The sequence below is a fragment of the Corynebacterium sp. P3-F1 genome (assembly GCF_030503635.1).
Lineage (GTDB): Bacteria > Actinomycetota > Actinomycetes > Mycobacteriales > Mycobacteriaceae > Corynebacterium.
This window is the reverse complement of the sequence record NZ_CP129965.1, coordinates 1,966,444-1,986,301: the sequence shown is the minus strand read 5'-3', so window position 1 is coordinate 1,986,301 and position 19,858 is coordinate 1,966,444. Positions and strand designations below refer to the sequence as shown.

Here is a 19,858-nt window from a genome sequence, read left to right as displayed (position 1 = left end):
GCAGCTCAGAAACCTCCGAAAGGCGAACTGGGAGGGCTAAGAGGAAGAGGCCGCCGGAGCCGCGTGCGGGAGCGGTGCCGTAGCGATCGTCGTAGCCATGAGTTCCCGGAATTCCTCCTCCGGCGCCTCCCCCTTCACCAGCAAGCGCACGTCACCAAGATCGACGACCCACAGATCGCGCACGTCATTCTCAGGAGAGGAATAAACGAGCGCCTCGTGGCCGGGGGCGTTGGGAACGTCGATAAGCTGCGTACCTGTTTTCTCGCGGGGCGAAGAATCCGCGCACTTAACCGCGGCATCCACGTCCGCGTCAGTCTGTGTGAGCTGAAGGAACCCCTCCTGCGGGGTCACCCAGCCGACTACCGGAGCGGGCATCTCCCCAATCGTCGAACGGCGCGCCGAATTATTCACCCACCCCTGGGGCATATCCGGGAAGCGCACCGGGAAATCCACCGCCCGGGCTTCCATGCCCATGAACGTCGCACCGTCGACCTCTTGGACGGGTCCGTTTTCCGGGCGCCCCGGGTTGAAACTGCACATGCCGGTAAAGCCGACGGCACCAATCATCAACAGCACAATGACAATGACATTGATCGTCATGTCCCTGCCGTCCTGGAAAATCCGGGGTTTCTCCTTAGCCACGCTAGCCAGTATGTCACGCCGCTTACGTGCACCCGAAATGCACTCATCGCCCCCGATCAGGTGAGAAACCAGACATACCGGACAGCCAAAGGTGCCAGAATAGACACAGAGGTGACATCATTTCACCGAAGAATCACCCCCACCCACTGCCCAGGAGGCGCACATAATGTCCAACCCCGTTGAAGCTCCGGACCGCAACCTCGCGATGGAGCTCGTTCGCGTGACAGAAGCGGCGGCGCTAGCGTCCGGCCGATGGGTCGGCCGCGGCAAGAAGAACGAGGGCGACGGTGCCGCGGTCGACGCGATGCGCAAGATGATCAACTCCGTGAACATGGACGGAGTCATCGTCATCGGCGAAGGCGAGAAGGACGAAGCTCCGATGCTCTTCAACGGCGAGAACGTCGGCAACGGCCAAGGTGCAGCCCTCGACCTCGCCGTCGATCCTGTGGACGGCACCCGCCTGATGGCCGAGGGCCGGCCGAACTCCATTTCCGTCATTGCCGCAGCTGAGCGCGGCACAATGTTCGACCCGACCGACGCGTTCTACATGAACAAGATCGCCGTCGGTCCGGAAGCCACCGGCGTGATCGACATCACTGCTCCCGTCGCCCACAACATCCAAGCCGTCGCGAAGGCCAAAGGCATCGACACGCGCGACGTCACCGTCGTCGTGCTCGACCGCCCCCGACACTCCCAGCTCGTCTCCGAGATCCGTGAAGCTGGGGCGAAGGTCCGCTTCATCATGGACGGCGACGTTGCCGGTGCCATCGCCGCAGCCCGCAACAACAACTCTATCGACATCGCCATGGGCGTCGGCGGAACCCCGGAGGGCGTCATCACCGCATGCGCGCTGAAGTGCCTCGACGGCGAAATCCAGGGCATGCTCGCACCGCAGTCCGACGAAGAGCGCGAGAAGGTTCTCGCTGCCGGCCACGACCTCGACCGCGTTCTCGGCATCAATGACCTGGTCAGTTCCGACAACTGCTTCTTCGCGGCGACCGGCGTCACCAACGGCGACATGCTCCGCGGTGTCTCCTACCGCTCCGACGGCGCCACCACCCGGTCCCTGGCGATGCGCTCCAAGTCCGGCACAGTGCGCCACGTCGAGTCCCTGCACAAGCTGGCTAAGCTGCGCGAGTACTCCGTCGTCGACTACTCCGGCCCGGGCAACTAAACCCCGCCGCTTCCCGAGCGCGGCCGCGCCGCATGAATGTCGCCCCCCTCAATGCGGGGGCGACATTCGGTCTTTCCGGCTCCCGCCAACCTCCGCTTGGGGCATAATCGCGGGTGGACAGGCACACAGAATCCGCCACGATTCCCGCGGCGGCACGATGCGTGCGAGCGACAAACTCAAAGGAAGATTATGGCTGATCAGGAATACCGCATCGAGCACGACACCATGGGTGAAGTGAAGGTGCCCGCGCAGGCTCTGTGGCGCGCACAGACTCAGCGTGCCGTGGAGAACTTCCCCATTTCCGGCCGCGGCCTCGAGGCTCAGCAGATCCGCGCCCTCGGCCTGCTCAAGGCAGCGTGCGCGACGGTGAACAAGGAATCCGGCGCTCTCGACGCAGCCAAGGCTGACGCCATCATCGCCGCCGCCAAGGAAATCGCGGACGGCCAGCACAACGACGAATTCCCGATCGACGTGTTCCAGACCGGTTCCGGCACCTCCTCGAACATGAACACGAACGAGGTCATCGCGTCTATCGCCAAGGCAGGCGGTGTCGAGGTCCACCCGAACGACGACGTGAACATGGGCCAGTCCTCCAACGACACATTCCCGACCGCGACGCACGTCGCCGCCACCGAGGCCGCTGTCAACGACCTCATCCCGGGCCTGAAGGTGCTGCAGGAGTCCTTGGAGAAGAAGGCCAACGAGTGGAAGGACGTGGTCAAGTCCGGCCGCACCCACCTCATGGACGCCGTCCCGGTCACCCTCGGCCAGGAGTTCTCCGGTTACGCTCGCCAGATCGAGCTCGGCATCGCGCGCGTCGAAGCAACCCTGCCCCGCCTGGGCGAGCTGCCGATCGGCGGCACCGCAGTGGGCACCGGCCTGAACACCCCGGCTGACTTCGGCGCCAAGGTGACCGAGGAACTCAAGAACCTCACCGGCGTCCAGGAGCTCACCGAAGCGGCAAACCACTTCGAGGCGCAGGCCAACCGCGACGGCCTCGTCGAGTTCTCCGGCGCAATGCGCTCCGTCGCCGTGTCCCTGTACAAGATCGCCAACGACATCCGCCTCATGGGCTCCGGCCCGCTGACCGGCTTCGCCGAGATCCACCTGCCGGACCTCCAGCCGGGCTCCTCCATCATGCCGGGCAAGGTCAACCCGGTCCTGTGCGAGACCGCCACCCAGGTCTCCGCCCAGGTCATCGGTAACGACGCCGCTGTCGCCTTCGCTGGCACACAGGGCCAGTTCGAGCTCAACGTGTTCATCCCGGTCATGGCGCGCAACGTCCTCGAATCCGCACGCCTGCTCGCCAACACGGCACGCCAGTTTGCCACCAAGCTTGTCGACGGCATCGAGCCCAACGTCGAGCGCATGCAGACCCTCGCCGAGTCCTCGCCGTCCATCGTGACCCCGCTGAACTCCGCCATCGGTTACGAGAACGCCGCGAAGGTGGCCAAGACAGCCCTCAAGGAAGGCAAGACGATCCGCCAGACCGTTATCGATCTCGGCTTCATCGGCGACGACCTGACTGAGGAAGAGCTGGACCGCCGCCTCAACGTCCTCGACATGGCGAACACCGACCGCAACTAGCGGAATCTTCTCTCCCCCCACACCCCGGCAGTGCAACGCTGCCGGGGTTTTCGGGGTTCAGGGCGGCGTCGAAAAGCGAATGCTTGCACTTTGTTGCACCCGGTGTAATCTGGCTGCTCGTGGATAGAGCCAAAAGGCGCGAAGAAACTCGCACACGCATCATCAACAGCGCGACCGACCTCGTCGAACAACACGGCTTCGACAACATCACCGTCGACGACATCTGCGCTGAAGCCAGCATTTCCCGCCGCACCTTCTTCAACTACATGGAAAGCAAAGACGAGGCCGTTCTCGGCCCCGCGCCGCTGACCGTTACCGACGAGGCGCTCCGCCGCATCGTCGAGACGCAAGCAGACAACCTCGTCGCACTGATCATCTCCGAAACCAGTCTCGCTGACGACGACGAGCTCGACAACGCCACCATCGAGCGCCGCCGCCGCATCTTCGCGTCGAACCCGACTCTCGCGAACCTCGCACTCGCGCGGCACCGCGCCACCTTCACGGCCATCTCCGATGCCCTCAGCGAGCACTTCGAACGATACCCCGGCGACCGACTCGCCCCCGAGCGCCACGTCACCGCCGAAATCCACGCCATCGTCGAACTCGTTCAAAACGCGGTGAGCATCACCTCCTTCAACCCAGAATTCTCCGAACCCGGCCAAGATCTGCATGACACCGTCCACAGCGCCGCTGTATTCATCACCGACTACGCAAGGAAACTCGAATGGTAAACACTAAGAAAAAGGGCCCGAACGTCGGGCTCGTCTTCACAGCGCTGCTGATCACAATGTTGATGAGCTCGCTCGGGCAGATGATCTTCTCCTCGGCCCTGCCCACCATCGTCGGCGAACTCGGCGGTGTCGAGCACATGAGCTGGGTGATCTCCGCGTTCATGGTCACCATGACCATTGCGCTACCGATTTACGGCAAGCTTGGCGACGGCCTCGGCCGCAAATGGTTCTACATCTCCGGCATCGCCTTCTTTGTCATCGGCTCCACCCTCGGTGGTTTCGCCAACACGATGACCCTGCTGATCATCGGCCGCGCCGTCCAAGGCTTCGGCGCCGGCGGCATGATGATCAACTCCCAGGCCATCATCGCGGAGGTCGTTCCCGCCCGTGAACGCGGCAAATACATGGGTGTCATGGGCGCCGTCTTCGGCATTTCCTCGGTCCTCGGCCCCGTCCTCGGCGGCTGGTTCACCGACGGCCCGGGCTGGCGCTGGGGATTATGGATGAACATCCCCCTCGGCCTGCTTGCCATGACCGTGGCATCCATCGTCCTCGACCTGTCCAAAGGTCAGCGTGACGGCTTCCGCTTCGACTGGCTGGGGGCGTCCCTCATGGCTGTGGCCACCTCCACGCTCATCCTCGCCACCACCTGGGGCGGGCTGCAGTACCCGTGGGGCTCCACCCGCATTATCGGTTTGCTGGTCACTTCCGCAATCTCAGCGGTTCTCTTCGTGCTCGTCGAGCTGCGCACCGAGAACCCTCTGGTTCCCATGCGGCTCTTCCGCAACCGCAACATGGCGCTGACCACGGCCGCCAGCGTCGTTCTGGGCATATCCATGACAGGTGTCATGGCCTACCTGCCGACTTACCTGCAGATGGTCCACTCCATGAACCCCACCGAAGCAGGTTTGATGATGATCCCGATGGTCGGCGGCATGATCATCACCTCCATTGGCATCGGCGCCCTGATCAGCCGTAGCGGCCACTACAAGGTCTACCCGATCGTCGGTCTCGGTGTCGTTGCAGCTGGGTGCTATTTTCTCTCGCGGCTCACCGCAGACACCGGCCTGTGGACCCTCGGCCTCTACATCTTCATCTACGGCTTCGGCCTCGGCATGGTGATGCAGGTTCTCATCCTCATCGTCCAAAACTCCTTCCCCATCGCCGTCGTGGGCACTGCGACAGCCGCCAACAACTTCTTCCGTCAAATCGGAATGTCCGTCGGTGCCTCCGTCGTGGGAACAGTCTTCATCCACAACATGCAGAAGAATATGGAAACCCGGTTGCCGGAAGCTCTAGCCCAACTCGGCCCTGAGGGAGCGAAGTACGCCGAAGCATTCCAGGACGGCGCCGCTCAATCAATGACGCCAGGCGCGGTCAACGGTTTGCCGCAGCCACTTCACGACGCCATCGCCACCAGCTACAACGACGGTTTGACCCCCATTTTCCTCCTGCTCATCCCCCTAGTCGTCACAGCGGCTCTCCTGCTCACTCCGGTGCGCGAAGACACTTTGAAGGAGACCGTGGAATAGCGCGCGTACTCACGCGGAGCCTGAAAAGAGCCGGTGCCAGTCATCTCCTGACCAGCACCGGCTCTCTTATTTTGTCCTAATCGGTAGCGGCGGCATCGCTCCTGCTCGCGGCATCGCTCTTGCTCGCGTCGGCACCGGCTGCGGCACCACCGTCGGTCGCGCTTCCGGTCGCGCCCCCGGTCTCGGGCTGAGCCCCATTTTCACCTGCAGCGGGCTTCTTTCCCGGCTTCGGCAGCAGCAACTCGTAAATGTCAGTGTCACGCCACGTGCCAGCCATCTCCCCGTAGGTCATCTTGGCCATCTGGTGGTAGGTGCCCACTTTCACAAACCCGCGAGACACATGCAGGCCAGCAGAGCCCTCGTTCTCGGGAAAGATCCACGAGTGAATGGACCACTTGTTCAAGTCCTTGCAGGTCTGGATCAGCTTGTCCAGCAGCGCCCCGGACACGCCGCGTCCGCGGGCATCCGCATGAATGTAGATGGAATCCTCGACGACCCCGTGGAACACGGAACGGGTGGACGCCTGAGCGGCGGCGACCCAGCCGAGGACCTTGTCATCGTCGTCAGGCTCGACGGCGACGAAGACCGTCTCGATGATTTTGTTGGTGGCAAATTTCGCCCACGTCGGCCCCTCGGTCTCGTACGAAGCGTGGCCCGTACCGAGGCCAGATTCGTAGATGTCGCGGACCTGCGGGTAATCCTCAGGACGGATGGGACGGATCGTGAAATCGCGATTCGGCATGGCGACCATCGTACAACTGCCTTTCTCGGCCTGTGAATTACCTGCTTACGCATGGTCCTCGAGCAAGTCGGTAACCAGCTCTGCAATCGGAGAACGCTCGGAGCGGGTAAGTGTCACGTGAGCGAACAGATCCTGCCCTTTGAGCTTCTCGATCACCGCCTGCACGCCGTCATGCCGCCCCACCCGCAAGTTGTCGCGCTGTGCGACGTCGTGCGTGAGAACCACGCGTGAGCCGCGGCCGAGACGCGAAAGAACCGTCAACAGGACGTTGCGCTCAAGGGATTGCGCTTCGTCGACAATCACGAACGCATCGTGCAGGCTGCGGCCGCGGATGTGCGTGAGCGGCAGCACCTCCAGCAGATCACGCGCTGCGACTTCTTCGAGCACATTGTCCGAAACAACGCCTTCCAATGTGTCGTACACCGCCTGAGACCACGGGTTCATCTTCTCCATCTCATCGCCCGGAAGGTAGCCCAAGTTCTGCCCGCCTACCGCGTACAGCGGCCGGAAAACAATGATGCGTTTGTGCTCTCCGCGCTCCAAAACCGACTCCAGCCCTGCGCACAGAGCAAGCGCGGACTTACCGGTTCCGGCGCGGCCGCCGATGGAGACGATGCCGACGGTGTCGTCGAGAAGCAGATCGAGCGCAACCCGCTGCTCGGCGCTTCTGCCGGACAATCCGAAAGCGTCGGCGTCGCCGCGGACGAGTTTCACGCCTCCGCTTGGTGCCACCCGCGCAAGAGCAGACTGCCTCCCCGCGTTCAGCGTCAAACCGCAATGCACCGGGAGATCACCAGTGTCAATAGCTGCAAAACCGGTGGCATACAGTTCGTCGATCTCTTCCCCGGAGACCTCCAGCTCAGCCATTCCCGTGTAGCCCGTAAGCACGACATCCTGCGCGCGGTACTCCTGCGCCGCCAAACCGACCGCGCCCGCTTTCACGCGCAGCGGCACGTCCTTGGTCACCAGAACGGTGTCCTTACCCTCCTGCATGAAGTTGAAGGCGCACGCCAGAATTCGGTTGTCATTCTCCGGCCCGCGCAGCGCAGCAGGAAGGTTCGTTTGGTCCTGGTGGTTCAGCTCCACCCGAACGGTGCCGCCGTCGATATTGACCGGCATGGGCTCGTCCAGCCGGTCGTAGTCCTGGCGCAGGTCCTCCAAAAAGCGAAGAGCTTGGCGGGCGAACCAGCCAAGCTCTGGGTGATGACGTTTTTGCTCGAGTTCCGTGACGACCACGAGCGGGAGAACAACGCTGTGCTCCGCGAACTTTCTCAGCGCCCACGGATCGGACAACAGAACCGAGGTGTCCAGCACATAAGTTTTCAGTGCGGCGGGCGATGTGAGTTGTTCGGGATTGTCGCCCGCGCTTTCCATTCGAGCGCCGGCAGTTTCAAGATGGCTAACAGAAGGGTCAAACATGAACTTGCTCCCCTAGTGCGGTTGGTGGTAGCCAGGACCGTTCTTCGCGGTGCCTGACACCTGCCACACTAGAGGAGCAAAGTGTAAATTACATCGATGTAAGGTTAACTTCCGTTAAACCTCAATCGTGCAGGTAGTTAGCTGATTTTGGCGCCGAACTCGCCGTTCTCCTCGAGCCACTCGATGGTGCCGTTCTGGAACTCCTGGATCCAGCCGTTGTCGTCAGAACGCTTGTCCTCAGCCTTCAGCGGCAGGCCGATCTCGTTCTTCAGGCCACCGTCCTTCTTCCAGGTCTTAGCGATCTCGCCGACCAGCGGCACAGCACCCGTCTCCTCGGAGTAGACGATGTTCTTCTCAGCGTCGTACTCGATGAGGGTTGCGCCGTCCTCGGTGGTCTCGACGTTGAACGGGTCACCCCAGTTGCCCAGGCCGAGCTCCTCCGGAGCGTTAGCGGCAGCCGCCGGAACAACGACCTTCTCGCCGTCCTGAGTGGTGATCTCGGTGGTCTCACCGTCCGCCGCAGCAGCGTCAGCTTCCGAAGCAGCGGTCTCGCTCTCAGCGGTAGCGGAGGTCACGGTAGCGGTATCGGTTTCGGTTGCCTCAACTTCTTTGACGTCGCCTTCGTCGTTGGAGCAAGCGACAAGACCTGCGGACAGAGCGATTGCTGCGGCGGCTGCACCAAACTTGCGGTTCATAATTTAAGTATCCTTTCGTAAACAATTTCTAATGTTGACAGTTCACCATTATGCAACTTTGTTTCACCTCCGATTCTTCCACACCCCCGTTTTAGGGTGTTTTGATCGGACTCCCTTGCGCTGCGCACTGGTTTTGCCCTTAACTTTCCTGTCCCCTTTTACGCTCGCGCGCCCGCTTTTCGACGTTCCCCCGCCTTCCGACGCTTCCTTGCCCCTCGAGACTCCCCCGCCCCTCGACGAGTTCCTCGTCCTCCCCTTCGCCACTCCCACGAAGTCCTGAATCGCCTCGGAATCGTTCTCGACCTTCCACACAAGAGCGATGCTCGTCTCAGCCGGCCTTGGGGCGCCGGCAGCACCCGGCACGGCACCAGACCCAGCAACTCCAGCATCAGCAACTCCCGCGCCGGCAGCGCCCGGCTCGGCAACCGCACCGGCGACTCCCAACTCAGCGCCCACTCGTTGCGCACCAGATCCGTCATAGAGCACCTCGAGAACTACTACCTGCTTCTTCGACAGCATCTTGAGAAGCGGCGCTGGCGCGAATGCGACGCCGACGTTCGCCGCCACAACCTGTAGTGCCGCACGCAGATCATCGATCGAGTTCCCAGCACCCGAGCTGCTACTCGCACCCGCGCCCACGCTCTCATTCACGTCCGAGCCGCCGTCCGCGCTCGACGCGCCGTACTCACCTGCACCAGCGTTGTTGTCTACACCAAAGCGGTAGTTGACGTGCTCGTCGGCGAGGTCAGAAAGTCGCACAGCTTCCCCGCCTTTGGCATACAGCTCGGCATAGACGGAGTCTTTCGGCACGGCCACACCGGGCTTCTCCGGGTAGAGCTTCACCTGGTGGAACCACTCCCCCGGGGCGCCGATGCGGGGGTCGGGGAGGCGGAGGAGGGCGAGGTCGGCGCGGTCGTCGATAAGCATGGCGAACGGATCGTCGCTGGGGATGTCCTCGAGCCCGTGGTCGGTGGTTTCGCGGTAGCGAGAGAACCATTTGCCGGGTTCGGTTCCAGTGACGAAGGCGAGGCGCAGCATGCCACGATGCTACCGTTTGGGCATGAGCGAACAGCCGTCAAGCACAGCGATGAAGCCCGCCACCGCAGCGAAGAAGCTGGGGATTTACCTGCCCGCGACGCCGCCCGAATTCCAGGAAGGCGGAATCACCCACGCACAGTTGCGCGAGCTGCAGGACACACCGCCGGAGTGGCTGACCACGCTGCGCGCCGAGGGCCCCCACCCCCGCCCCGAGGTTGCCCGCAAGCTGGGTGTCAGCATCACGGCGCTGAAGAAAAATGGCATGGATAAGCCGCTGACTACCCCGGAGATCAAGGAGCTCCTGGGTGATCAGCCGGCGTGGCTCTCCGAGGCGCGGCGCATCCACGCCGAAGAGCGCGGAAGCGACGCTTAGAGCATCTTCCAGTCTTCGAGGCCCGGGTAGAGCGGGAAGTCCTGCGCGAGCTTGTCGACGCGCGCCCGCAACCCCTCCACGTCCGCACCCTTGCCCTGAGCGAGTGCGGTGCCGATGATGTCGGCGGTCTCCGTGAATGCGGCCTGATCAAAACCGCGGGTGGCCAGAGCTGACGTGCCGATACGCAGGCCGGAGGTGACCATCGGCGGACGCGGGTCGTTCGGCACAGCGTTGCGGTTGACGGTGATGCCGACAGAGTGGAGCAGGTCCTCCGCCTGCTGGCCGTCAAGCTCGGAGTGGCGCAGGTCCGCGAGCACGAGGTGGACGTCGGTGCCTCCGGTGAGCACGTCGATACCGGCCGCTGTGCAGTCGGCAGCGGTGAGGCGCTCAGCCAGGATGCGCGCTCCCTCAAGGGTGCGCTCCTGACGGTTCTTGAACTCCTCGGTGCCCGCGATCTTCAGCGCGGTCGCCTTCGCAGCCACCACGTGCATGAGCGGGCCGCCCTGCTGGCCGGGGAAGACTGCTGAGTTCAGTGCCTTGGCGTAGTCCTGCTTGGCCAGGATCATGCCGGAACGCGGTCCGCCCAGAGTCTTGTGGATCGTGGTGGACACCACATCGGAGTGCGGCACCGGCGACGGGTGCAGGCCAGCCGCGACGAGACCGGCGAAGTGCGCCATGTCGGTCCACAGGTATGCGCCGACCTCGTCAGCGATGGAGCGGAACGCCGCGAAATCGACGGTGCGCGGGTATGCGGACCAGCCCGCGATGATCACCTGCGGACGGTGCTCGAGCGCCAGCTCGCGGACCTTGTCCATGTCGATGAGCATGGTCTCCGGATCCACTTCGTAAGCGACGACGTTGTACAGGCGGCCGGAGAAGTTGATCTTCATGCCGTGGGTAAGGTGGCCGCCGTGCTCCAGCGACAGACCCATGATGGTGTCACCCGGCTTGATCAGCGCGTGCAGGACAGCCGCGTTTGCCTGGGCACCGGAGTGGGGCTGGACGTTGGCGTATTCGGCGTCGAAAAGCTGCGTGGCGCGGTCGCGCGCGATGTTCTCGATGACGTCGACGTTTTCGCAGCCGCCGTAGTAGCGGCGCCCCGGGTACCCCTCCGCGTATTTGTTCGTCAGGACAGACCCCTGGGCCTGCAGCACCGCACGCGGAACGAAGTTCTCCGACGCGATCATCTCGAGCGTGTTGCGCTGGCGGGACACCTCCCCGAGAATCTGCTCGTAAACATCCGGGTCGAGCGAGGCAAGGTCTTGGTAGCGGAAATCTTCAGACATGTTCCGGGGTTCCTTTCGGTACGGCAGTTGTGCGCCAGTATGCACTACTTCACTCTAGACACCGCAGACACGGCCCTCATACAGGAGTCACGCCCCAGCTGGTGTAAGAATGGTGCCCATGCCGCGACCCGCAGACCCGAGCCCTTACCTGGATTTCCCGCGCGATGCCTGGCGCGAACGCCGCGCGCACATGCCCCAGGTGATCGACGAGGACGATCTCGAGCAGCTCCTCGGTATCGGCGAGAGCATGGACCTGCAGGAAGTCGCAGACATCTACCTGCCGCTGTCGCGTCTCATCCACCTGCAGATACGCGCCCGCCAGAAGCTCACAGCAGTCACCGAGACATTCCTCGGGGAAAATCCGGGGCACGTGCCGTTCATCATCGGCATCGCGGGCTCCGTCGCCGTAGGCAAATCCACGACGGCGCGTGTCCTGCAAGCGCTTCTCCAGCGGTGGGATTCGCACCCTCGCGTGGATCTAGTCACCACTGACGGTTTCCTGCTCCCCGCCGCCGAGCTGCGCGAGCGCAACCTCATGTCGCGCAAGGGGTTTCCGGAGTCCTACAACCGGCGCGACCTGCTTCGTTTCGTCACCGAGGTCAAGGCGGGCCGCGAGAACGTGAAGACTCCCTTGTACTCCCACGACGCGTACGACATCATCCCCGGCGAGTACCAGGTGGTGGACCAGCCCGACATCCTCATCTTGGAGGGGCTCAACGTGCTGCAGACGGGCCCGACCCTCATGGTGTCGGACTTGTTCGATTTCTCGGTCTACGTCGACGCGCGGACGCAGGACATCGAGAAGTGGTACATCGACCGCTTCATCAAACTCAAGAACACCGCGTTCCGCCGTCCGGGCGCGCACTTCGCGCGGTTCGCGGACCTCACCGACGAGGCGGCGGCAGCCGAGGCCCGCAGGATTTGGCAGACGATCAACCTGCCGAATCTCGTGGAGAACATCCAGCCGACGAGAGTGCGCGCGTCACTCGTCCTCTCCAAAGCCGCCGACCATTCGGTTCAGCGCGTACGCATGCGCAAGATGTAGGGCGCACGCTTATCGACGCCTACTTCCCGAACCTCCTCGACCTCTGCGAGTAATCCCTCAACGCGCGCAGGAAATCGATCTTGCGGAAGGCCGGCCAGTATGTGTCGGTGAACCAGATCTCCGAGTACGCCGACTGCCACAAGAGGAACCCGGAAAGCCGCTGTTCACCGGAGGTGCGGATCACCAAATCCGGATCCGGCTGACCGGAGGTGTAGAGGTGGGCGGAGAGGGATTCTACGGAGACTTCGTCGGCAAGCTTGTCGGCGGGAACTCCTTCGGCAACCTTGGCTTCGAGGAAGTTCTTCACTGCGTCGACGATCTCCTGGCGCCCGCCGTAACCCACCGCGATATTGACCACGATGCCGGTCTTGTTCTCCGTGGCCGCCGCCGCAGAACGCATCCTGTTGGCCACCTTCTCCGGCAGCAAGTTGAGGTGGCCGACGAGTCGGATACGCGCCTCGTAATCATCCCCCGACAGCTCGTCGACCACACCCGAAATGATGTCGTAGAGCAGCTGCACCTCCTCTTCGGTGCGCGAGAGATTCTCCGTGGACAGCAGGTAGATCGTGACGACATCGACATCCATTTCCGCCGACCACTGCACCAGCTCCCCGATCTTCGCTGCCCCGACGCGGTGCCCGTGGGAAATGTCCTCGAAGCCGGCTTCGCGCGCCCAACGGCGGTTACCGTCAGCCATTACAGCGATGTGCTCCGGACGATTGACCCCCTGGAGTTCACGCTTCAACCGCTTCTCGTAAAGCGGGTACAGAAGTCGGTCGAGCATAGCCACGTAGTTCAGCTTACCCCCACGGTGGGGTCTCCCGGCAGGGGTTTCAGCCGGTCCCGTTACGGGTGCTCGCGGCCCGGTCCCGTTACGGGTGCTAGAAGAAGGTCTTCTTGCGTCTGTCGAGGAGCCCCTCGGCCTCCATCGCTTCGTCGACAGCCTTTTCGTCGAACACGTCTAGTCCCCGCTCCTCCGCGAAACGCTTGCGACGGAGAAAGCGTGAATAGCGGCGGTGAAACGCCCACCCAATGAGCAAAATGACCACCATCAAGCACACGACAATGAGTGCACCGATGGGCTCCGCCTTGCCGAACTCCGGCCCGACCGGCGCGTCCTTATTCATCTGCTGCGCCAGATTCATCTGCTGCGCGAGCACAAGAACGGTCTCAGCCGCCGCGGGTGTCAGCACTTCGATCCCCATTGTCACTGTCGCTCTCCTTCATGTTCGGCACGTCCAGCTGCTCCAGTTTGTCCAGCGTGTCCGGCCTGTTCGGATTGTCCAGCCTGTTCGGATTGCCCAGCAAACTCCGCATCTTCCTCGCCTACGGCTGCAGTTTCGGTTACGGTGCCGGCCTCGGTCTTGGCATCGGCGTCGGAGCCGGTGTCAGCTTCGATGCCCGCAAACAGGTCATCCTCGGGCAGTGTCGCCGGAACACGAGTCTGCGCCAACTCGAACTCCTCGGTCGGCCACACTTCCTGCTGCACTTCGACGGGACTGGCCAGGAACGCACCGGCGGGGTCGATCTGGGTGGCGTGCGCGGTCAGAGCTTCGGCGCGGTTAGAAAAATAGTCACCGCATTCGACCTGGGTGGTCACGCGCCGCATGATGTCGGAGGCGTTCTCCTCCCAGCGCTTCAGCATGGGTTCGTATGGGCTCGGTTTGCCTGCCTCGATGAGACGGTCGTGGAGCAACCGCATCCGCTGCGCAACAAAACCGTGGCTGTAGTAGAGCTTCAATGGGGTCCACGGCTCGCCTGCCTCCGGCGCGAAATCCGGATTACCGGCCTCCTCCCACGCAATCATGGACACCTTGTGCACCATGATGTGGTCTGGGTGCGGGTAACCACCGTTCTCGTCGTAAGTGATGATCACGTGGGGGCGGAACTCGCGGATCTTTTCCACCACGACCTTGGCCACTTCGACAGGGTCCTCGAGAGCAAAGCAGCCCTCCGGCAACGGGGGCAGCGGGTCCCCCTCGGGCAGACCCGAATCCTCGTAGCCCAGCCACTCGTGCTCGACACCCAAGGCAGCAGCGGCGGCGGCCATCTCTTCGCGGCGGATCTCTGTCATCCGCTCGATAATCCCGGGACGGTCCATTGCCGGGTTGAGAATGTCTCCACGCTGCCCGCCGGTGCATGTGAGCACCTTGACTCGGTTGCCCTCGTGGGCGTACTTCGCCATCGTCGCGGCGCCCTTGCTGGACTCGTCGTCCGGGTGCGCGTGGATGGCCAGCAAACGGTATCCCGTCACTTAGTGTTCCACCTCTGCTTGGGGTTAAGGTTGATCGCGGAACAAGTTTAGTACCTCCCTTGACGAGAAAGAGCACCCACCGTGGCAAAGCCCGAATCCATGCCCGAATCCACGCCCGGGTCCAAGGCTGGGGCCCAGGCTGGGGCCACGTCCGACGCGCCAACGACGGGTGCACGAACTTCCGCCAACCGCACACGCGACAACGCAGGCAACAACGGAAGATCCACGCGCGCACGCTACGGCACCAGCACCGCCGAGGCAGCCCCGTCCCGCACCGCCGGCAAGATCGTCGCCGTCGTCAGCGTGCTCTTCCTTGTCCTCCTCCTCGTGTTCGCCGGCCGCTACATCATGCAGCGCCGCGAGGAACCCATCTCCGCCACCCTCGTCTCGCACGAGCGTATCGACGACACCACCTCTCGCGTCTGGTTCGACGTCTCCCGCAACGACCCGTCTGTCCCCGGCTACTGCATCATCACCTCCCTCAACTACGAGCACGCCGAAATCGGGCGCCGCGACGTAGTCCTCCCCGCCGGCGGCGAGAAGCAGACCCGCATGTACGTCGATATCCCCGTCCGCGATCAACCGGTCTCAGGAGGCGTGTACGGATGCTCGACAACTATCCCGTCCTTCCTTGACGCGGAGGCGGAATACGTGGAGGCGAGGTAGGAAGCGTCGATAGGCGATGCTCATGTTACGATCCGAACGTCTACCTAAACGAACGTGAGGAAACGAGGGTCCGAACTCCATGGCTGAAAAGCAGCAGCAGTACATCACCCCGGAAATGAAGGCTAAGCTCGAGGGCGAGCTGCAGCAGCTCATCGACAACCGCCCGGTGATCGCCGCTGAAATCAACGAGCGCCGCGAAGAGGGCGACCTCAAAGAGAACGCCGGCTACGATGCCGCCCGCGAACAACAGGACCAGGAAGAAGCCCGCATCAAACAGATCTCCGAGCTGCTGGCAAACTCCACCACCGAACGCGCTGGTGTCGTCGAAGGCATGGCCGTCGTCGGATCTGTCGTCCACGTCTACTACAACGGCGACGAAGACGACAAGGAGACCTTCCTCATCGGTACCCGTGCCGCCTCGACCGACAACAAGGACCTCGAGACCTACTCCGAGCAGTCCCCCCTCGGCGCCGCCGTCCTCGGAGCCACCGAAGGCGAAACCCGCACCTACACCGCCCCGAACGGCCGCGAGATTTCGGTCACGATCGTCTCCGCGAAGCCGTATGATTCGGTTAAGGCTAAGACCCCGCGCGCGATCTAAACGCGCACTACACATTCCGCGTATCCACGCGTGACGCCACCTCAAGAATTTCTAGGAATTAAGGACCCCGCAGTGACTACCCGCACTTCCCGCAAGGTTGCCGCCCTCGCTCTCGTCGCCGCCACCGCATTCGGCGTGACCGCCTGCACCCCGCCGAACCAGAAGGACTCGGCCCAGAAAGTCGACACCGCAACCAGCCAGAACCCGAACTCCCTGCCGGATGCCGGCCAGACCGGGGGCACCGCCACTGCGACCGCGACCAACGTCACCGACGCGAACGCCTCCGCCCAAGCCACCACCACCGCCGAGCGCGCCGCCGCGAACGCCGCCGCCGACGGCACCCCGCTTTTCATCAACTGCGAGACCGAAGCCGAGCACAAGCCCGGCACCATCATCCTTAACTGCAAGGACAAGAACGACATCGCAGAGAACATCACGTGGGACGAGTGGACCGACGAGATCGCCCACGGAACCGCCACCCGCAACATCAAGGATGTCGACCGCGTTGTTAATGACGCGCAGATCACCCTGTCCGCGCCCGAGGTCGTCAACGGCGCGCTTGTCTTCACCCAGGTTTCTATCGACGGCGCCAGCGTCCAGACGCAGACGACCTACTAAAACGCACCGCGCGCCCCTCGCGTAGACACGCGCTTTTCGACGTCTCCCCCTCCGCGACCCATCCAACCCCGCCACCCAGCCGTGAAGTACCAGGGTGCCGGGGTTGTGGTGTCTTTGGACAGGGGTGAATCCACGCTCCCAGCTCACACTTCTCTCACCGGGGCGTGTTGAGGTGTCCGTCTCGATTTCGGGCATGCTTCTTTGGCCGTCCTGCCACTGTCTTCGTGAGCAGGGCGGCGGAGGCGTCGATAAGCATGCAAAAAGGCCCGCACTGAAGTGCGGGCCGCGGAATCCGCTTGGTGGGAGCTAGCTAGTCCCGGTTGAAGTAGGACAAGAAACGCAGGATCTCGGTGTAGAGCCAGACCAGCGTCACGGCGAGGCCGAGGGCGACACCCCAGGCCATCTTGGCGGGGGCGCCGGTGCGGACGAGCTTGTCGGCGGTGTCAAAGTCGGTGAGGAAGCTCAGCGAACCGAGGACGATGCAGACGAGGGAGAAGAGGATGGCGATGGGGCCGCCGTCGCGAAGCGGGGACATGCCGGTGAAGATGAACAGCAGCAGGTTGCCCAGCGCGAGCACAGCGACGCCGATGATGCAGCCGGTGACGATGCGCGTGAACTTCGGGGTGACGCGGATGGCGCCGGTCTTGTACACGAAGAGCATGCCGGCGAAGACACCGATGGTGCCCAGGATCGCCTGGAAGATGATGGCGCCGGCGTTTTCAGCGCCGATGATGACACCGGACAGAAGGAGCGAGAATCCGCCCACGAAGAGGCCTTCAAAAGCTGCGTAGATCAGGGTGACGGCGGCGGAACCGTATTTGCGGCCGAAGGAGTGAACCAAGACGGTGATGAAGCCGCCGATGGCGCCCACGAAGGTAAGAAGCATCGCCGCGGACTGGTTGACAAAGCCGAGGCCGAAGTTGACCGCGGCGAAGGCGACAATGACGGCGAGGGTGATGCCGGTCTTGGTGACGATGTCGTCGACGGTGATGGGGCGCTCAGCTGTCTGGCCGTAGCCCTGGCTGAAGTTCGGGGTTTCGCCGTACTGGGTCTGACCGTACGGGGACTGCTGCGGGTAGCCGGCCTGGGGCTGGGCGTACCCGTTGTTCTGTTGGGCCTGCGGGAGGCGCGTCAAGACGGGGTTGTTGGATTTCACGCTTCTCGAGTTCCTTTCTGTTTCTTCCAAGCGGCGTTGAAACCGATCATCGATCATACTGTGCAACGCCCCACGTCTCCGTTTCGTTCCCGGGCGGGGCGAAATAGTATGAAGTCATGGTCATGGGGTGGGGTCGCGGCAAGCGCATGGGTCGCGCTACCGGCGGTGATCATCTGCTCGCCCATCTTGAGCGGGTCGCGGGCGCGGGCCCGGAGGAGATCCACGGTGAGCTGGCTTTTTCGGAGGATACGGCGGTGCTCGTGTACCGCCTCGAGGCCCCGGTCGCGCACATGTTGTACGTGACGTACGGGTTGTCGCGGACGCGTTCGTCGGCGCCGGTGGCCGGCATTCAGGACGAGCTGACCATCCGCGTCCCCGCCGAATCCGTTCCGCCTGTGTGGCCGGTTCAGCGGTTGCGCAATCTGGCGCGTTATCAGAAGGCGTCGGGGTACCCGATCGAGCCGGGCCACTACATGGATCTGCGCGCACCTGTACAGGAGGGCGCTTCGCTGTCGGGTTTCATCTTCGTCTCCGATCCGTGCGTACCCCTCCTTTCCGCACCGACGGGGCGCGTCCGCTTCATCAACGCTGTGCCCGTCACCGCGGACGAGCTCGACGCGGCGCTGCGCTGGGACCCGCTGAAATTCGCGGGTCTGCTCGGCGACGCGTTGCCTTTAGGCATCAGCGATCCCACGCGCGCTTCATTGCTTATCGACGCCTCCTTCACCCACCCCCTCACCTCCCTCACCGTAAGAGACGGATCCACCATTGCTGCGGTGTCCTCGGGGTACTTCGCGGTCGATGCCACGGGCCGGATCGACATGACCACGCACGCCGCCGCGCATGTGTTGCGGGCGATGAAGTGGCGTTTGGGCTATGGGCGCCCGTTCGCCGTGGTCGGCGAGGGCGAGACAGGATGGGCACGGTTCCTTCCAGCTGAAAGCGACGACGAGCCGGGGATCGTTTACGGCGCGGACCCCGCATCCGGGCCCCATCTAACTGTGAGCGTGAACCGCGCTTTGCGCCACGAGGTGCTGGCGGTGCTGGACACCGTGCCGGGCTCGTACCGGTTCACCTCGGCTCCGATGTCTATTCACGTCATCGACCCCGAGCGGTAAAAGTGTGCCGCGGCGAGCGGTGTGTGCTTGTGCCCCCAGTGGGACTCGAACCCACACTGAATCGATATGTGTTTTTGACCATTTTTGGCGTCGCCGCAGCACAGAGCTCGACGCTGACAATCGCCTGGCGAGGGGTGTACTGGGCAAATTGGTGTGGCCGTGCTCCAAACGGGGGGGCAAACGGGGGGAAACGAGTTCAAACGGGGGGAAGATCAAGCCAAACGGGGGGCACGGCGGTGGGCCCTCCCCCGGCGTTGCGCAACCATGTTTCACTCCCTCGCAGGGGGACGTGACAGCACCCTCACGCCATGCGCGGCGGACGAGGGCATGGCAAGATCAACACCGCGCGGCACCCCCCCGGCTGCGCAGAGGTGAGCCCCCGCCGCGGACTGCGGCGGGGGCTGGTGGTCGTGGGCAGGACTAGGCCGCGGCGCTGCGGGTGACGATGGTGTGGACTTGCTGGCGTGACACCCCGGCAGCGGCGGCGATGGCCTCGCGCGGTGCGCCGAGGGTGACCGCGCGGACTATCAGGGCATCGCGGCGGGTGCGCAAGCGACGGAGTTCGTCGGTGATGCCAGTGATGTCACGCCGGGTGTCGCGGAGGTCATCGAGGGTGTCCGCGAGCTCGTAGGTCAGCCCGGCCTGGGTGATCGCGCGCTCGGTCAGGGTCATCGCGGCGCCACCTGGGTGTAGGACGTGGGCATCACAGTGACGGGGATGCGCGTGCAGGAAATGGGTTCGGGATCACCGGGGACCGCCCCGATCGCGGTGCAGAAGCCGTTGTACGCCGCGGGGGTGACGGTCAGGCCCGGCGTGGTGGTGTCGCCGGACGGCTCCGCGGTGGGCGCAGCGGTGGGCGTGGTCTCGGGCAGGGTCATCGCGGTCACCGCGGCGACCGCGAGGGTGATGGCCGCAGCGAGAGCAATGGGCTGTGATGTGAAAGTTTGGATGTCGTTCATACGTTCGACTTTACGTCCGTGGCCAGGCCGAGGTAAAGGGACTTGACACAATATCGTAGCCGTATAACGCCCACGCTACCGCCACGCGCAACGGCCAGCGCAGGGTGTTGCTTTTCGCACGCCTGTTCGCATGGCCAACGCCCCGCCACACATCTCTGGATTTGACTCCTGGCTGCCTAGAAGCATAGACTGCTCGTGAGCATAGAAGCTCACGTTCAAGGT

General features: G+C 63.4%; 20 protein-coding genes and 2 pseudogenes. 10 read left to right on the top strand and 12 right to left on the bottom strand.

What is annotated here, in order from left to right; all coding sequences use genetic code 11:
* Positions 1 to 36: 36 nt before the first annotated feature.
* Positions 37 to 642 (bottom strand): DUF4245 domain-containing protein, encoded by a 606-nt coding sequence (locus tag QYQ98_RS09465; protein ID WP_302006616.1) that lies wholly within the window; start codon positions 640 to 642, stop codon positions 37 to 39.
* A gap of 166 nt (positions 643 to 808) precedes the next feature.
* On the opposite strand from QYQ98_RS09465, the gene glpX reads away from it, so the two are divergent.
* The 4 genes from glpX (at position 809) to QYQ98_RS09445 (ending at position 5,666) form a co-directional block, all read left to right on the top strand.
* On the top strand, positions 809 to 1,816 hold the full coding sequence (gene glpX, locus QYQ98_RS09460; protein ID WP_302006615.1) for a class II fructose-bisphosphatase: 1,008 nt from the start codon (positions 809 to 811) through the stop codon (positions 1,814 to 1,816).
* A gap of 189 nt (positions 1,817 to 2,005) precedes the next feature.
* Positions 2,006 to 3,403 carry a class II fumarate hydratase gene (locus QYQ98_RS09455; RefSeq protein WP_302006614.1) on the top strand — a complete coding sequence of 466 codons (1,398 nt, stop codon included), beginning with the start codon at positions 2,006 to 2,008 and terminating at the stop codon, positions 3,401 to 3,403.
* Positions 3,404 to 3,522: 119 nt separating this feature from the next.
* The gene (locus tag QYQ98_RS09450) at positions 3,523 to 4,134 is read left to right on the top strand and encodes a TetR/AcrR family transcriptional regulator (RefSeq protein ID WP_302006613.1); all 612 of its coding nucleotides are present in this window, start codon (positions 3,523 to 3,525) and stop codon (positions 4,132 to 4,134) included.
* On the top strand, positions 4,128 to 5,666 hold the full coding sequence (locus tag QYQ98_RS09445; RefSeq protein WP_302006611.1) for an MDR family MFS transporter: 1,539 nt from the start codon (positions 4,128 to 4,130) through the stop codon (positions 5,664 to 5,666). Before QYQ98_RS09450 ends, QYQ98_RS09445 begins: the two co-directional genes overlap by 7 nt.
* A 214-nt stretch (positions 5,667 to 5,880) precedes the next feature.
* Here QYQ98_RS09445 and QYQ98_RS09440 read toward each other — a convergent pair.
* From QYQ98_RS09440 to QYQ98_RS09425, 4 genes and pseudogenes are all read right to left on the bottom strand, one after another.
* Positions 5,881 to 6,408, bottom strand: a pseudogene (locus QYQ98_RS09440) (N-acetyltransferase family protein); the annotation flags it as partial.
* Positions 6,409 to 6,453: 45 nt separating this feature from the next.
* Entirely contained in the window at positions 6,454 to 7,782 is a 1,329-nt protein-coding gene (locus QYQ98_RS09435) for a PhoH family protein (protein ID WP_302006610.1), read from the bottom strand.
* 182 nt (positions 7,783 to 7,964) lie between these two features.
* Entirely contained in the window at positions 7,965 to 8,522 is a 558-nt protein-coding gene (locus QYQ98_RS09430; protein WP_302006608.1) for an LGFP repeat-containing protein, read from the bottom strand.
* A gap of 63 nt (positions 8,523 to 8,585) precedes the next feature.
* A complete protein-coding gene (locus QYQ98_RS09425; protein WP_302006606.1) occupies positions 8,586 to 9,560 on the bottom strand; it encodes a LysR family transcriptional regulator substrate-binding protein in 975 nt (324 codons plus the stop codon).
* A 22-nt stretch (positions 9,561 to 9,582) separates the two neighbouring features.
* Here QYQ98_RS09425 and QYQ98_RS09420 point away from each other — a divergent pair, with 22 nt between their 5' ends.
* Entirely contained in the window at positions 9,583 to 9,933 is a 351-nt protein-coding gene (locus QYQ98_RS09420) for a DUF5997 family protein (RefSeq protein ID WP_302006604.1), read from the top strand.
* Here the strand turns inward: QYQ98_RS09420 and glyA are convergent.
* Positions 9,930 to 11,219 carry a serine hydroxymethyltransferase gene (gene glyA, locus QYQ98_RS09415; RefSeq protein ID WP_302006603.1) on the bottom strand — a complete coding sequence of 430 codons (1,290 nt, stop codon included), beginning with the start codon at positions 11,217 to 11,219 and terminating at the stop codon, positions 9,930 to 9,932. The two genes, QYQ98_RS09420 and glyA, sit on opposite strands and share 4 nt — an antisense overlap.
* Positions 11,220 to 11,337: 118 nt before the next feature.
* Here glyA and coaA point away from each other — a divergent pair, with 118 nt between their 5' ends.
* Complete coding sequence (gene coaA / locus QYQ98_RS09410; RefSeq protein WP_302006602.1) at positions 11,338 to 12,264, top strand: type I pantothenate kinase; 927 nt, start codon at positions 11,338 to 11,340, stop codon at positions 12,262 to 12,264.
* A 19-nt stretch (positions 12,265 to 12,283) separates the two neighbouring features.
* Here the strand turns inward: coaA and QYQ98_RS09405 are convergent, their stop codons facing one another.
* The 3 genes and pseudogenes from QYQ98_RS09405 to mca form a co-directional block, all read right to left on the bottom strand.
* Positions 12,284 to 13,048, bottom strand: coding sequence for an isoprenyl transferase (locus tag QYQ98_RS09405; RefSeq protein ID WP_302007756.1), 765 nt, complete (start codon positions 13,046 to 13,048; stop codon positions 12,284 to 12,286).
* A 97-nt stretch (positions 13,049 to 13,145) separates the two neighbouring features.
* Positions 13,146 to 13,409, bottom strand: coding sequence for a hypothetical protein (locus QYQ98_RS09400; RefSeq protein ID WP_302007755.1), 264 nt, complete (start codon positions 13,407 to 13,409; stop codon positions 13,146 to 13,148).
* 251 nt (positions 13,410 to 13,660) lie between these two features.
* Positions 13,661 to 14,518 (bottom strand): annotated as a pseudogene (gene mca / locus QYQ98_RS09395) (mycothiol conjugate amidase Mca); the annotation flags it as partial.
* Positions 14,519 to 14,599: 81 nt separating this feature from the next.
* Here mca and QYQ98_RS09390 point away from each other — a divergent pair.
* The 3 genes from QYQ98_RS09390 (at position 14,600) to QYQ98_RS09380 (ending at position 16,403) form a co-directional block, all read left to right on the top strand.
* Positions 14,600 to 15,184 (top strand): DUF4307 domain-containing protein, encoded by a 585-nt coding sequence (locus QYQ98_RS09390; protein WP_302006601.1) that lies wholly within the window; start codon positions 14,600 to 14,602, stop codon positions 15,182 to 15,184.
* A 79-nt stretch (positions 15,185 to 15,263) separates the two neighbouring features.
* Positions 15,264 to 15,785: a transcription elongation factor GreA gene (gene greA, locus QYQ98_RS09385; protein WP_302006600.1), complete on the top strand. Its 522-nt coding sequence runs from the start codon at positions 15,264 to 15,266 to the stop codon at positions 15,783 to 15,785.
* A 72-nt stretch (positions 15,786 to 15,857) separates the two neighbouring features.
* A complete protein-coding gene (locus tag QYQ98_RS09380; RefSeq protein ID WP_302006599.1) occupies positions 15,858 to 16,403 on the top strand; it encodes a hypothetical protein in 546 nt (181 codons plus the stop codon).
* Positions 16,404 to 16,713: 310 nt separating this feature from the next.
* Here QYQ98_RS09380 and QYQ98_RS09375 read toward each other — a convergent pair whose 3' ends face one another.
* Positions 16,714 to 17,559, bottom strand: a complete 846-nt coding sequence (locus QYQ98_RS09375; RefSeq protein WP_302006598.1) for a Bax inhibitor-1/YccA family protein — start codon at positions 17,557 to 17,559, stop codon at positions 16,714 to 16,716.
* 122 nt (positions 17,560 to 17,681) lie between these two features.
* On the opposite strand from QYQ98_RS09375, the gene QYQ98_RS09370 reads away from it, so the two are divergent.
* On the top strand, positions 17,682 to 18,677 hold the full coding sequence (locus QYQ98_RS09370; protein ID WP_302006597.1) for a suppressor of fused domain protein: 996 nt from the start codon (positions 17,682 to 17,684) through the stop codon (positions 18,675 to 18,677).
* A 420-nt stretch (positions 18,678 to 19,097) separates the two neighbouring features.
* Here the strand turns inward: QYQ98_RS09370 and QYQ98_RS09365 are convergent, their stop codons facing one another.
* A complete protein-coding gene (locus QYQ98_RS09365; RefSeq protein WP_302006596.1) occupies positions 19,098 to 19,349 on the bottom strand; it encodes a hypothetical protein in 252 nt (83 codons plus the stop codon).
* Positions 19,346 to 19,636, bottom strand: a complete 291-nt coding sequence (locus QYQ98_RS09360; RefSeq protein WP_302006595.1) for a hypothetical protein — start codon at positions 19,634 to 19,636, stop codon at positions 19,346 to 19,348. Before QYQ98_RS09360 ends, QYQ98_RS09365 begins: the two co-directional genes overlap by 4 nt.
* Positions 19,637 to 19,858: the final 222 nt, after the last annotated feature.